14 protein-coding genes are annotated in these 14,604 nt (G+C 33.2%); all 14 read right to left on the bottom strand.

Features of this window, described 5'->3' with window-relative positions; translation table 11 throughout:
* Window positions 1-260: 260 nt before the first annotated feature.
* The 14 genes from BR66_RS25590 to BR66_RS0106220 all read right to left on the bottom strand — a co-directional run bounded on the left by BR66_RS25590 (window position 261) and on the right by BR66_RS0106220 (window position 14,596).
* Entirely contained in the window at window positions 261-407 is a 147-nt protein-coding gene (locus tag BR66_RS25590) for a hypothetical protein (RefSeq protein ID WP_156946239.1), read from the bottom strand.
* A gap of 14 nt (window positions 408-421) precedes the next feature.
* A complete protein-coding gene (locus tag BR66_RS24745; protein ID WP_051624123.1) occupies window positions 422-1,693 on the bottom strand; it encodes a helix-turn-helix domain-containing protein in 1,272 nt (423 codons plus the stop codon).
* Window positions 1,694-1,873: 180 nt separating this feature from the next.
* A complete protein-coding gene (gene cobA, locus BR66_RS0106275; RefSeq protein ID WP_026882148.1) occupies window positions 1,874-3,373 on the bottom strand; it encodes a uroporphyrinogen-III C-methyltransferase in 1,500 nt (499 codons plus the stop codon).
* A gap of 5 nt (window positions 3,374-3,378) precedes the next feature.
* Window positions 3,379-4,281: a hydroxymethylbilane synthase gene (gene hemC / locus BR66_RS0106270; RefSeq protein ID WP_026882147.1), complete on the bottom strand. Its 903-nt coding sequence runs from the start codon at window positions 4,279-4,281 to the stop codon at window positions 3,379-3,381.
* Window positions 4,278-5,354, bottom strand: a complete 1,077-nt coding sequence (gene hemA / locus BR66_RS0106265; protein WP_026882146.1) for a glutamyl-tRNA reductase — start codon at window positions 5,352-5,354, stop codon at window positions 4,278-4,280. Before hemA ends, hemC begins: the two co-directional genes overlap by 4 nt.
* Window positions 5,355-5,448: 94 nt before the next feature.
* On the bottom strand, window positions 5,449-7,284 hold the full coding sequence (locus tag BR66_RS0106260) for a GTP-binding protein (RefSeq protein WP_026882145.1): 1,836 nt from the start codon (window positions 7,282-7,284) through the stop codon (window positions 5,449-5,451).
* Window positions 7,285-7,298: 14 nt separating this feature from the next.
* The gene (gene cysD / locus BR66_RS0106255; protein ID WP_026882144.1) at window positions 7,299-8,099 is read right to left on the bottom strand and encodes a sulfate adenylyltransferase subunit CysD; all 801 of its coding nucleotides are present in this window, start codon (window positions 8,097-8,099) and stop codon (window positions 7,299-7,301) included.
* 12 nt (window positions 8,100-8,111) lie between these two features.
* The gene (locus tag BR66_RS0106250) at window positions 8,112-8,852 is read right to left on the bottom strand and encodes an ABC transporter permease (RefSeq protein ID WP_084156378.1); all 741 of its coding nucleotides are present in this window, start codon (window positions 8,850-8,852) and stop codon (window positions 8,112-8,114) included.
* A complete protein-coding gene (locus BR66_RS0106245) occupies window positions 8,818-9,657 on the bottom strand; it encodes an ABC transporter ATP-binding protein (protein WP_026882142.1) in 840 nt (279 codons plus the stop codon). The genes BR66_RS0106250 and BR66_RS0106245 overlap by 35 nt, the downstream gene beginning before the upstream one ends.
* 12 nt (window positions 9,658-9,669) lie before the next feature.
* Window positions 9,670-10,701 carry an aliphatic sulfonate ABC transporter substrate-binding protein gene (locus tag BR66_RS0106240; RefSeq protein ID WP_084156368.1) on the bottom strand — a complete coding sequence of 344 codons (1,032 nt, stop codon included), beginning with the start codon at window positions 10,699-10,701 and terminating at the stop codon, window positions 9,670-9,672.
* A 13-nt stretch (window positions 10,702-10,714) separates the two neighbouring features.
* Entirely contained in the window at window positions 10,715-11,029 is a 315-nt protein-coding gene (locus BR66_RS0106235) for a 4Fe-4S dicluster domain-containing protein (protein ID WP_026882140.1), read from the bottom strand.
* Window positions 11,013-12,695, bottom strand: a complete 1,683-nt coding sequence (locus tag BR66_RS0106230; RefSeq protein ID WP_026882139.1) for an adenylyl-sulfate reductase subunit alpha — start codon at window positions 12,693-12,695, stop codon at window positions 11,013-11,015. The genes BR66_RS0106235 and BR66_RS0106230 overlap by 17 nt, the downstream gene beginning before the upstream one ends.
* Before the next feature lie 74 nt (window positions 12,696-12,769).
* Window positions 12,770-13,357 carry an adenylyl-sulfate kinase gene (gene cysC, locus BR66_RS0106225; RefSeq protein WP_026882138.1) on the bottom strand — a complete coding sequence of 196 codons (588 nt, stop codon included), beginning with the start codon at window positions 13,355-13,357 and terminating at the stop codon, window positions 12,770-12,772.
* Window positions 13,358-13,366: 9 nt separating this feature from the next.
* The gene (locus tag BR66_RS0106220; protein ID WP_026882137.1) at window positions 13,367-14,596 is read right to left on the bottom strand and encodes an O-acetylhomoserine aminocarboxypropyltransferase/cysteine synthase family protein; all 1,230 of its coding nucleotides are present in this window, start codon (window positions 14,594-14,596) and stop codon (window positions 13,367-13,369) included.
* Window positions 14,597-14,604: the final 8 nt, after the last annotated feature.

Genomic DNA, 14,604 nt, shown 5'->3' with positions numbered 1-14,604 from the left:
ATAATTGAATTTCTGATATCCCACAAAAATCAAAAAAGGTGGTACCCCAGAGTATACCAATATAATGATACCTAATTTTATGAAAAAATGCAAAAGCATTTTAGTGGTGAATATCAATAATAAGAATTCGTATTATATAACAAAAGTTTAAGCACAGCTGCAATGCGGCCGTGCTTAAACTTTTCATGGTAATCAAATTTTTAGTCCTATACTTTATAATAATCTTTTAGCTATTCTATATACATGGATTTTATAGTATTTCATGCATATGGAGAGTTCTCATCAATGTGTATTGGTGCTTTAGTTAAACTTGTTGAGTTAAGGTTTAGTACATTAACTGATAGTGATAGTGTTAACACTAAGCAACCTAGAACTAGATTTAATTTTTTCATTGTTTTATTTTTCATGATATACCTCCCTATTAATTTAAACCATCAGATAACAATAAATATTTTTCACATAGAGTAGATTTACCCTGTTTTAAGTACATAAGAGCTATTTTATCATAAACTGATTTAAGATTACTTATATCCCCATTAGTCCTTAATAACTCAATTAGTTCAACATAAACCTTCTCCACATTTTCGAAATCATTTATTTTATCATATATATCACGTAAATTATAATAACCTTTTATTAAATATTCCAGATCATTATAGTTTTTTGCGTACTTTAATCCTAGTTCAATGGATTTAACCGCCTCAGCATATAAATTCTGTTTTAATAAAACAATTGATTTTTCTATAAGACTATGTGATAATTTTTCTTTATCCGTTTCGCTTCTAAACTTTTCAGCCATCTCAAAATATTTCATACTCTCTTTAAAATCATTTTTATTACAATAATTTAAGCCTAAATTATTATACACATATCCCAAAATAGGATTCTCGTTGTCCAGATTTTTTTCTAGTAGAGATTTATATATTTCTATAGCTTTATCATAATTTTCTTTAGCTTCATAACATTGTGCTTTAATATTAAGTCCATAATTGTAGTAATAATCTTCTTTGTCACTGATTGTTAAGTATTTTTCAACAGTTTCCAAAGCTAAGTCAATTTTATTTAAATAAATATATGCATTTGCTAAATTGTACAAAGACAATCCTTCAGTGTTTTTATCTCCATAAGTAAAAGAGTAATATTGGCTTAAATTAAAATAAACTACGGCTGTATCATGTTGCAAACTTTTTCCCTTACAAGATCCCAGTCTAAGATAAACATACCCTAACTCTTTATCTTTAGAAATATCTTTATATATTATTATAGCCTTGTCATAATTAATGCAAGCTTCATCATAATTTTTCTTGTCCTCGCTTATTTCTCCAAGTTTAAAGTATGTTTTGGCTTTCACTTCCAATAAGTCATATTCACTTATTAATTCAAAAATTTCGTCTATTGTGCTTTGAGTTATGTCCTCATTTTTTAGTCTATTAAAGCAATAAATTTCAGCATCCTGTTTTGGAGAACGCATTAGGTAGGCTTCATCAATGTTCATAAGAATGTTAAGTTCTTCAGCTTTTTGGTTAAACTCTTCAGCCAACTTTACAGCCGTTGAATAAGTAACATCCCGCCTATCAGTCTCAATCATACTTATAAGACCTCTAGTGAGTTTTTCAGCCTGCAAATCTTCTTGAGTTAAATTTAATTGAATCCTCAGTTTCCTAACCTTTTCACCCGGGGTCATAAAATTCATAATATCACCTTCATTTCATAATTATGTATATGGGAATTGTACCACAATTATTCCATGCTATCAACTATTATATTCCATAAAAGCCATGTTTATCTAAATGTTTTTATAATTATTTTAAGTTTCTGATATCTTTAATAAGGGGAGTAATATTCACAATGTAAATTACCACATATTAACTTGTCACTTGTCACTGATTTCCCCTGCCACGCCCTGCACGTTATGCACTTTAGCACACTTAAACCTCTCAACGCCCGCTTCACTTAAAGCCTTCCCTGTAATTGGTCCAATACAGACAACTTCCTTATCCTTAAGTACTGCTGAGGTATCATAGCTGTCTTCCTTAAGTATAGTAACAAATCCTTTAACACAGGAAGGACTTGTAAACGTAACAACATCAATATTTGATAAAACTTCCATAAGTTCACCCTTCTCATACTTTGGTGTTACAACTTCATATATAAATACCATATCTATATGACCACCAACTTCTTTTATAGCACCATAAATAGAGTTATGAGCAAGGCTGGAAGTTGGAAGCAGTACTTTTTCACCTGTTTTAACCTTATCTCTTAGCTCCCGAGCTAAGATTTCGGTTTCAAATTCTGGTGGTGTTATATCTGCCTTTAAATAATATTTATTAAGTGCTGCTTTTGTAGCGCTTCCAATTACAGCTATTTTTAAGCCTGAAAGAACTCTTACATCGCCTCTTTCATTCATTAGACCCCTCATAAATATATTCACTGCATTTTCACTTGTAAATACAATCCAGTTATACTGCTCTATATTTTTATACATCTCTTTAATTTCAAAAGCATTTAATCTATCTCTAACCTCTATCATTGGCATGCTTAAAGGTACTGCGCCAACATCTTCTATAGCACTTGCAAATTTTTTATACTGATCCGTTGATCTAGTTACAAGTACCCTCTTCTGACTTATCTGTTTGCCTTCAAACCAATTTAATGACTCTCTAAGTGAAACTACCTCACCTACAACAATCAGTGCTGGTGACTCCATAGAGTCCTTTAAATCTACTATATTCTGCAAAGTGCTACAGACAGTTTTCTGATTTTCAAGAGTTCCATTAGAAATCACAGCTACAGGTGTGCTTTTATCTTTACCGTTCTTCGTTAGATTTGTGCATATGCTACTTAGATTATTTAATCCCATAAAAAACACCAGTGTTCCACTTAGTTTAGCTATTACACTGTAATCTATAATATTTTCATTTTTAGTAGGATCCTCGTGTCCTGTTATAACATGAAAAGAACTGCTTATACCTCTGTGTGTAAGTGGTATTCCTGCAAATGCTGTAACTGCATTGGCGGCTGAAACTCCAGGGACGATTTCAAACTCTATGCCCGCTTTAAAAAGTTCTAGCCCCTCTTCTCCACCTCTTCCAAATACAAAGGGATCGCCACCCTTAAGTCTTAAAACTATTTTGCCTTCCTTAGCTTTTTTGCATAAGAGTTCATTTATTTGCCATTGAGCAAGGGTATGTTTATTGGCGCGTTTACCTACATCTATCTTTTCAGCATCTTTCTTTGCAAAGGATAAAAATTTTGGATTAGCTAGCCTGTCATAAACTATAACATCTGCTTCTTTAATGCATTCCATTGCCCTTACAGTTATAAGTTTTTCGTCCCCTGAACCAACCCCTGCTATATATACTTTTCCCATAGAGACTATTCACCAGCCTTTTGCAATTTTAACTTTCTGCCTAATTCTATTCCTATGTTTTCATATTCTTCTGATTTCCCCACTGTAAAATCCCTAAAAATCACTTCATTATTATCATCACATACAAACCCATCTAATTTTATTTGTCCGTGAGTTTCCTCTGCATATGCTCCTATTGCAATGGTGCATCCTCCATCCATTTCCTTTAAAAAAGCTCTTTCTGCTGATACACATCTTAGATCTTTTGCATCTACCAAAGGCTTTACTATATTAAAAATAGCTTCATCTCCTTCTCTTATTTCAAAACAAAGAGCGCCCTGTCCTACCGATGGAATACAATTTTTAGTATCAATGTATTCAGCTATTCTTTCTTGTAGTGCCATTCTTTTTAGGCCTGCTGCTGCAAGAACTATAGCATCCACTTCACCGTTTTCAAGCTTTTTTATCCTGGTATCTACATTTCCCCTTAGAGGTTTAAAATAAAGATCCGGACGAATATTCTTTAGCTGAACAATTCTCCTAAGGCTGCCAGTTCCAACTGTAGCTCCCCTAGGTAAACTTAAAAGTGTTTTATTATCTCTGCTTATAAGTGCGTCTCTTGGATCTTCTCTTTTAAGAGCAGTTAGGATTCTAAACTCAGGTCCAACAGAATTTTGCACATCCTTCATGCTATGCACAGCTATGTCTATTTCGCCACTGCTAAGAGCATTTTCTATTTCAGCTATAAATAGCCCTTTACCACCAATTTCACTTAAACTTTTATCTAAAATTTTATCTCCTGTAGTTTTAATCACTCTAACTTCTACCTTTAAATCCTGGTATATATTTTTTAATTCATCAATTACCATATTTGTCTGTACTAATGCCAGATTACTCCCACGGGTTCCTATTATAATCTTTTTTATCATACACTTATCCCTTCATGAAATACTGATTTCGTTATATTGTTACAATCATTTAATTCTATGCCTTCACTGCTTAGCCAATTTATATATTTTATTACATCCTCTTTAAGATATTCCATACCTTTTTCATATTCAACAATTTTCTTTTTAGCATTTTTATCCGCTATACTTTTTATATCATCTATAACATACAAATTAACGTTATCTAGTGTTCCTATTTCCGGTTCTACATCTCTTGGAAGAGCTAGATCAAGTATACATATTGGATTGTCATTGTAATTGTTAACAAATTCATCCTTATGTATAACAAAGTGAGGTGCACTGGTGCAACTTACTATTATATCTACATCTTTAAAGGCTTCCTGCTTGCACTTAAAATCTAAACCTTCAATGTTATCTGCTGTATTTTCTATATCTAACACCTTTGTTCTTGTCCTATTTGTTACATAAATTTTTGAAATACCTTCAGCTAAAAGATACTGTATGGATAACATACTCATTTTACCTAGTCCCACAACTAAAGCTTTTTTACCCTTTAGACTTTTAAACTGGCTATGAATAAGTTTTATTCCAATGGCACTTACGGATACTGAAGTATTTGTTAAGGATGTTTGAGTTTTTATTTTTTTTGCATCTGTAATAGAATTTAAAAATAATCTATTTAGTATTTTCCCACTGCCCTTATTTATAAGTGCCTGTTTGTAAGCATCTTTTACTTGCCCAAGTATTTGATCTTCTCCAAGTACCATGGATTTAAATCCATTTGTAACTTGAAATAAATGGTAAATCGTTTGAAATCCAGTTCTAAGCACTATATTTTTTTCAGCCTCTTGGCTACATATATTAAAAAAAGAAGAATAGAAATTTTTCAGATATTCCTCTCCGTTAATTTTTTCTGAAATACCGTATATTTCACTTCTATTACAAGTTGAAACTATTACTGCTTCCTTTATTTTCCCCTCACTTTTTATCTTTTCATAGGCTCTTTTAATAGCGCTAGGTGTAAAACTCACCTTTTCTCTTGTTTCTACATTACTATTTTCATAATCAATACCAGCCATAATTAAATAGCTCATTTTTTTCACCTCTAAAATTATATGTAGTTTATAAAAAATGTAGGATAAGATTATAATCATCTTATCCTACATACACTTTAATAATAAACGAAATTTATAAATTTATCAATTCTATAATTGATTCAGCTTTTTTATCTGAGTTAAACTCAGTATCACTTATATTTAAAGATATAACAGGATACTCAGATTTCTCATATTTAAAAGCATCTTCACTTGCTATTTCAAAGGCATTAGGGTTTCTCTTTTTACATATTTCATCAGTTGCCTCAATAAGTACCTCTATATAATTTTCATTGCCAATTATTTCTTTTGCATATTCCCTGTGATCTTTATATCTACTTACAGAACTTACTATAGTTATTGTTCCACTATCTGCAAATAAATCAGCCACTTCTGCTATTCTTCTCGTCTGCTCCCGAGCATCATCTTTTGTAAACGCTAAATCACTGCTGAGTCCAAATCTAAGGCAAGCAGAATCAATATAATATACCTTTTTACCAAGATCAAACAGTTTTTTTTCAAGTTTAACTGCTATTTCGTTTTTTCCTGAGCCTGGTAGTCCTGTAAGCCAAATAACCTTGCCTTTTTGATTTAGTGCCTCTTCCCTTTGCTTTTTGGATACAAGCCTTTTCCTTATTGCAATATTTTTGCTTTTAACTTCATTTGCTCCCCTTTTAATAGATCCCTCAGCGCTGGATATAATTCCACCGCCTGCCGTATTGTAATCATCTATAATAACAAATCTCCCCAGTGCTGGAGTATCACTAAATGCATCAAAACATATTGAAGTTTTTGTTTTAATTGTAACTTCAGCCACGTCATTTTTCTTTATGGCATTAAGTTTTTCATTTGAATCCAAAGAAACTGCATCTATAACTTTATTAAATGACAATACTTCAAACTCTATTTCCTGAGTTGCAAGCTTTAATTTATATGTTTTTAATTTTTCCAGCTTATTTTTTCCAAGCCAAAATATATTCGCATTAAAAATATTGGCTGTAGAAACGTGTCTTTCTTCTTTGTGGCAGATTATCTCTCCACGTTTGTTGAAAAATTCGTCCTCAACAGTTATTCCTACAGACATTCCCGCTTTTACTACGTTCGTCTTATCTTTTTCCTGCCAAACTTCAATGGATTTAACCCTTGTAGTTTTGCCACTTGGATATATAACAATTTCGTCTCCCTTTTTAAGGGTACCTGCTTCTATTCTTCCTGCAATAATCCTTCTGCTATCAAACTTATATACATCTTGAATTGGAAATCTAAGTGCTTTTTCATCTATTCCCTTTTCTTTTTCAATATTATCCATGGTTTCTATTACAGAATCACCTCTGTACCAAGGCATGCTTTTAGGTTTTGAAGTTACATTTTCACCATTAAACGCAGAAATAGGTACATATTTTTCTGGATATATGTTTAAATTGCTAAGATATTCATTGAACTGCTGTTGCAACTCATTAAATCTCTCCTCTGAATAATCAACAAGATCCATTTTGTTTACAATTACATAAACTTTTTTTATTCCAAGTAGTGAAAGTATATATCCATGTCTCTTAGTCTGTTCTTGTATACCTTCCTTAGCATCAATTAATAAAAAAGCTGCTTCTGCACTAGCTGCACCTGAAATCATATTCTTTAAAAATTCCTTATGACCTGGTGCATCAATAATCACATAGTCTCTTTTTTTTGTAAAAAATTGAATCATTGTTATATCTATTGTAATGCCTTGCTTTTGCTCTTCTTCAAAAGCATCTAAAAGATATGCATATTCAAAACTTTTTCCCTTTTCCGCTGATATTTTTTTTACCTTTTCAATAGCACCACTAGAAAGTGAATTTGTATCATATAAAAGCCTTCCAATAAGTGTTGATTTACCATGATCCACATGTCCAACTACCACAATATTTAAATTCTCTCTTTCGCTTTTCACTCCATCCGCCCCCATTACATATACCCATGCTTTCTAAGTTTTTCTAGTGCATGAGCATCTTCTTGATCCTGCGCTCTTCCTGATCTTTCCGTATCATCCGAATTTTTAAGTTCTTCAATTATCTCGTCTAGTGTTGACGCATTTGAATCGATAGGATTTGTACATGGTGCACACCCAAGACTTCTGTACCTCTTACCATTTTTAGAGAAATACAAATCTATTATTGGGATACTTTCTCGTTTTATATACTCCCAAATATCAATTTCTCTCCAACCTAAAAGTGGATGAATTCTTATATGGTTACCCTTTTTAAAATCAGTTTTAAATTGATCCCAAAGTTCAGGTGGTTGATCTGCATAGTCCCATTCTGATTCGGCATTTCTTTCACTAAAAACTCTTTCCTTTGATCTTGACCCTTCTTCATCTCTTCTTACCCCTACAATAAGTCCGTCGAATTCATACTCAGTAACAACTTGTTGCAGTCCATCAGTTTTTAATGCCTTGCAACACACCAGTCTGCCCTTTTCTGGTCCCATTCCTTCTTCAATTGCTTTAGTATTTGTATGAACTATTAAATTAAGATGATAGTCCTTAGCAACCTTGTCCCTAAACTCTATCATTGCGGGTATTTTGTACTTTGTATCCACATGAATTAGTGGAAATGGGCAATTTCCGAAAAAAGCTTTTTGTGCAAGCCACAACATTACTGTGGAGTCCTTACCAATTGACCATAGCATTCCAAGTTTTCCAAAATGCTTATAAGCCTCTCTTAAAATATAAATACTTTCTGCTTCCAATCTGTCTAAATGATCCATATAAATTCCTCCTTAATTTCTCTCAAGTCCACATCTTCGTCTAACACTTTTTTCTAGGGCTCCAAAGATAAATTTATCTATGACAAGACCTAAAACTATTATTACAATCATCACTGACGCCACCTGATTTATATCTGCCAGATCTCTTCCTACCATAAGTATCTGTCCAATACCTTTTGTAGCTGATAGCATTTCACCTGCTATTAGTGCTCTCCAAGCAAATGACCATCCCTGTTTCATACCACTTATTATTGATGGAAGTGCAGAAGGTATTACTACATTGAAATATAATTTCAGTCCTTTTGCTCCCATGGTGCTAGCTGCTTTAACGTATATTGGATTTACATTTTTTATTCCTGCTTCTGTTGCCATAGAAATTGCAAATACTGAACCTATGGTTGTTACAAATATTATAGAACTCTCACTTAAACCAAACCAAAGTATGGCAAAGGGCAGCCAGCAAACACTTGGAAGTGTTTGCATCCCTAAAATAAGAGCACTGAAATTTTCATCTAAATATTTAAATCTTACAATGAGAAGCCCCAGTATCAATCCTACCACTAGCGAAATTGTATAACCAATAATTATTCTTCTCATACTTATAAGTATTGCCCCAATTAATGACCCATCACTTATTAATGAACCCAAAGTTTTTATAACGCTCAATGGTTCCGGAAAAGTATAGGACTTCCAAACACCCAGTACATCAACTCCTACTTTATAAACCACTTCCCATATTATTATTAGAATCATATAAAATATTACTTTTTTCAATGCTCCAATCATTGTCGTATTCGCTTTTTGCAACCTTCTCCACCTCCTCTTTAAGTTCATTCATAACTTCTCTTGCAACGTATGCCAAATCCACACTTTGTGCTTCTCTTGGCCTTGCTAATTGAATTTTGAATTCTCTTTTTATTCTCCCAGGATTGGCAGACATCACTATAACCCTATCACCTAAAAGCACTGCTTCCTCCACATTGTGAGTTACAAATACTATGGTTTTTTTTGTCTCCCACCATATCTTCTGAAGTTCAAGCTGAAGAATACTTTTGGTTTGACTATCAAGAGCTGAAAATGGCTCATCCATAAGTAAGAGTTCTGAATCCAGTGTTAGGGCCCTTGCCAGTGAAACTCTTTGTTTCATTCCACCAGAGAGTTCGTGTACATATGATTTTTCAAATTTAGACAAATGGACCATCTTTAAATACTTTATAGCTTTAATCCGTCTTTCTTCTTTTGGGATTCCTGCCATCTTCATTCCAAACTCAACATTATCAATAACGTTAAGCCAAGGAAAAAGTGCAGATTCCTGAAACATCATAGCCTTATCTGGTCCAACCTCTTTAACTACCTGACCACTAAGGCTTACAGTTCCAGAACTAGGTTTTAATAGTCCAGCAATTATATTGAGCAAAGTAGACTTCCCGCAACCAGAAGGCCCTAGAAGACATATAAACTCTCCTTTTTTTATAGATAAATTTATATTGTCTAAAGTATAAGTTTCTTTATTTTTAGTTATAAACTTTTTACTTACCTCTTTTATCTCTAACCCCAAAATTGTCGCCTCCTAATTAATGGTTTTTTCTCCTTTTGCCTTAAGTACTTTGTTTAAAATATCAAGATTAAATAATCCATTTTCATCAGCTGGTTTTTCTTTAATAAATCCTACTTTTAAAGACATATCAATCATAGCTTTGGTTGCATTTTTTTCTGGATCTACTGTGGGTGATAATCTACTAAATGAAGTTTTCAAAACATCCTTGTCTAGTGCCTTTTTAGTAAGGGTTTTAAACTCTATATTTGCATCATCTGCTGCTTTGTCTTTATTAGTATTTATATAGTCTGTTAATTCCACATGTGCCTTTAGAAAATTTTCAATTACATCAGGATGATCCTTTATGAATTCTTTTCTTGCAACTACAAGTGCAGTTGGATATTTTCCATTTCTCCAAACCTTATTAGAATCCAATACTAAATCAGCCGAAGCTTGTTTTTGAATTCTTGAACCCCATGGTTCTGGTACTAGTGCAGCGTCTATTGAACCTTTATCAAGAAGTGTTACAATATCGGGATTATCAGCGGCAACTATTTCTACATTTCCGCCTTTTGTCTTATCCTGTAATCCATTATTCGCAAGCAAGAATCTAAGAGTTAAATCCTGTGTATTGCCAAACTGAGGTATTGCAACCTTTTTATTTGCAAGATCTTTTACACTCTTAATGTTTTCACCTTTTCTGCTAACCAAAACAGCACCTGAGTCTGTGGCACCTGCTATTACCTGTAAATCTCCCTTGGATTTTGTATAACCATTTATTGCAGGTCCGGGTCCAATATAACCAATATCAACCGATCCAGATAAAAATGCCTCCACTTCTGATGACCCAGCATTAAATTGTTTCCATTGGATTGTTACCTTATCACCTAGTGCTTTTTTAAATTTTCCTTCCTCCATGCCTACTAATGCTTGAGAATGAGTTATATTAGGAAAATATGCAATTCGCACTGTTTGGGCATCATCACTTTTTTTAGCATTACATCCTGCTAAAACCCCTGCAGCCAATGTCCCAATAATAGCTAGCGTTAATAGTGTTTTTTTCATTTTTATTTCCCCCTTAATATTTATTTGATTGTTTTCTATTTGTTGAAATTATTACGTCCCTACCACATTTATCAGTAATGTGCCAATTCAGCGTATCATTAACTTCTTCCACATATAATTCAGCACCATTTCCTCCGATATCGGTTCCTAAATAATATTTAATTGCTTTAAATTTACATTCCTTTAGGCAGGCGGTGCATCCCCAGCAATCCTTCTCATATTTTATAAAAGCTTTATTACTTTCGTTTTTGTAGATTAAGCTTCCAGGACAGATTTCTAAGCATTTATTGCAACCAACACATTTATTAACATCAATTTTTATGCTCATAAATCTCATCCCTTCCAACTAAATCTCTAAATACAATATTAACTTTTCCATCTTTATACACAGAATTTATATATTTTAAGTAGTTTTTGTCATCAACTTGTGGATAATCTTCATATTCTTCATAACAATGCCATCTTGTTTCTTTTCTTGCAAGCATATGATAAATAAGTATCTTTGCCACATATAGCCTATCTAATAATTCATATATGAATAATAGGTTGTGGGCATCAGTGGCACTAAGTTTATAGGCTATAACCATTAGTTCCTTAATTTTCTTAGCTGCTTTCTTTAGGTTTTTACCATTATATCTGTAATTTTCAGATATTCCACCTGCATACTTATCCATAACTCTTTGCATTTCCTGTTCTAGCTGTTCCGTACTGTATAAGGACTTGTTGTTTTCAAGAAAATTGTTAACTTCCTTTAACTTATTTTGAATTTCTTCTTCAGAAAGTTTTTTCTCTTTAATATCTTTTATATATCTAACCGCAGAGTTTGCGGCAATTTCCCCTTCAACAAAAGCACCTGTTACATATTTTTTAGGACTTCCTCCTGCCACATCCCCAGCAGCATATAAACCATTAATTGTAGTCATTCTTGAATTATCTATCCAATAACCACATGCGCCATGCCCACCAACAATATAAGGTTCTGTTCCCTCTATTTCCACATCTTCAGTTCTTGGAGATGTTCCATTTTCAATCCATTTCAGTGTTTGAGCTGGTGCCATGTTTAAATATGCTTTAAGAAGTTCCCTCTCCTCATTTTCATTTATATCTGTAGTTTTTAAATAACAAGGTCCATTGCCTTCTAAGTTTTCCATAACCGTTGCATACAATCTATTCACCGTAGTGGATTTTCCAAACTTTCTTAAATACAGTTCTTTATTGCCGTTAACTTGAGGAGTTTTAACCCCTTGGGCAATTGTTCCTGTAGGTGCAATTGTATCTTTACACCTTAATGCAATGAACCTCATTTCAAAGGTAGTCATTTCTGCTCCCGCTCTTATGCCCATTGCATAACCCGCACCTGTATTAAAAGGACTGTACCACATCTTATGCCTTGAAAAGCCTGGATTATTAGGTTTATATATGCCTGCTGCACCCCCAGTAGTACAAATCACTGCCTTTGCATAGATAACATATAGATTTGCCTCATTTATTGAAAAACCAAAAGCACCTATTATCTTTCCATCTTTTTTTATATAGTCTATAATATTTAGCTTATTTTTAATTTGTATGTTTTTTTCTTTAGCTACTGCTTCTGCAATAATTGGTTTTATATTCTCACCATTTATCTTAATACTTCTTTTCCCACGAGTTACATATTCTCCATTTTCATCTTTTAAAATTGTAAGACCATAATCTTCTATAGTTTTTGTTACGCTATTAAGTTTTTTGGCTATGGAGTACACAAGATCCTCTCTAATCACACCACTAAATTCTTCTTTCACATATTTAACAAAAGACTCTGGAGATTCATCCTTTGTTATGTATGCGTTAAGAGCATTGACTCCAGCTGCAAGGCAACCACTTCTTTTTATATTGGCTTTCTCTGCAATTATAACCTTTACGGTTTTAGCTGCAGTTAATGCTGCAAAACAGCCTGCCGCACCTCCACCAATTATGAGAATATCAGTACTTATAATTTCAGGGTTTAACTTCATTATATCAATCCTCACTTTTTTAGTTATATTTATGAAATCCTATTAGCATTTTTGCTATCTATTTTTGTTGAAGCTTACCCATAAAGATAATTAATAATTTGTGATGTGCACTCCTCTAAACTGTTTTCATTAGTATGTATTGTAATATCGGGATTTATTGGCTCCTGGTAAGGCGAATCTATACCTGTAAAATCTTTTATAGTTCCTTGCCTTGCCTTTTTATAAATACCCTTTGGATCTCTAGTTTCACAGATCTCTAATGGGCAATTCACATAAATTTCTCTGAAATCTTCTCCTAAAAGTTTCTTAACCTTTTCTCTTTCTTCTATAAATGGTGATATGAATGTGGCTATGGTTATGATTCCAGCATCCACAAAAAGTTTTGAAAGTTCTGCTATTCTTCTTATGTTCTCTATTCTGTCTGTGCTAGAAAACCCTAAATCTTTATTGAGTCCATGCCTTACATTGTCACCATCTAAAAGATAGGTTAATTTGCCTTTATCATGAAGTCTCTGCTCAAGCATCACAGCCACTGATGATTTACCTGAACCGGAAAGGCCGGTAAACCAAAGTAGTATACCCTTTTGCTTTAAGATCTTTTCTCTGTCTTCTCTTTTTACACTTGTATTGTGCCAAACTACATTAGTTGCCTTTATATCCAAAACATCACCTCATATAACTTTTATTGCACCTTTTATATCATTTATAATATCTTCAACATCTTCAATTCCTACAGACAATCTTAAAAGATCATCATAAACTCCCATGTTTTCTTTTTCTTCCTCTGTATTTGTTACACATATTGTAGATGAAGGATGAATAATTATTGTTTTTGTATCTCCAATGTTTGTTAGGTTTTTCACTAGTTTTAGCTCATTCACAAATTTAAAAGCATTTTCTTTACTGCCAAGTCTAAATGTTAGTATTCCACTAGCTCCATCTTTATAATATTTTTGTGCAATGCCATAATACTTGGAACTTTTCAGTCCGGGATAATTTACTGAAACTATTTTTTCATTACTCTCTAAAAATTCAGCTACAGCCTTAGCATTTTTGCAATGCTGACACATCCTTAACCCTAGAGTTTCCACTCCCGTTAGGTTTAAAAATGCACTTAATGGTGAAAGTGCTGCTCCTAAATCTTTTCCTATGGTTGCTTTAAGTTTTGCAGTAAAAGCTAACTTTCCAAACTTTTTAGTGTAATCCTTAAAATTTTTAAATTTATCACTTTTATACTTGCTGCTTCCACCATCCACTATGATTCCACCTATGGAATTTGATGTACCATTTATATACTTAGAAGTGGAATGTATAACTAGATCTACTCCATGTTTTAGAGGATTTATAAGATATGGTGTCGTAATAGTTGAATCTACTATAAAAATCACATTATTATCAGTGCATACCTTTGCTACTAAATCTATATCTAGCACATCCAGCTTTGGGTTACCTATGGTTTCTCCAAATACAATTTTTGTTTTATCCGTTATATTTGCTTTTAAGCTTGCCTCATCAATTGTGCCGAGAAACTTTACGTTTATGCCAAAGGACTTAAGATTTGTAAGGAGAGTATATGTTCCTCCATAAAGTCCACTAGAGGCAATTATCTCATCTCCGGTTTCTAATATATTCATAACTGCTAAATAAATAGCGCTCATTCCGGAGGCAGCAGAGGTAGCTACTTGTCCGCCCTCAATACTTGCCATTCTTCGTTCAAATGAGTTCACAGTTGGATTTGAGATCCTTGTATATGCAAACCCCATACTTGTTCCTGACATTATCCCTTCAAGCTTTTCAGCTGAATCATGTGCAAATGCATTGGAAAGATAAATAGGAGTATTTGTGGCTCCGGCACTATCAACTTTATGATTTCCGTGTATAAGTCTCGTATTGAAATTCATAGCTCACA

Source organism: Clostridium akagii DSM 12554 (genome assembly GCF_000686725.1).
GTDB classification, from domain to species: domain Bacteria; phylum Bacillota; class Clostridia; order Clostridiales; family Clostridiaceae; genus Clostridium_I; species Clostridium_I akagii.
Note: the sequence above shows the minus strand (reverse complement) of the source record. Positions and strands in the feature narration are given on the sequence as shown.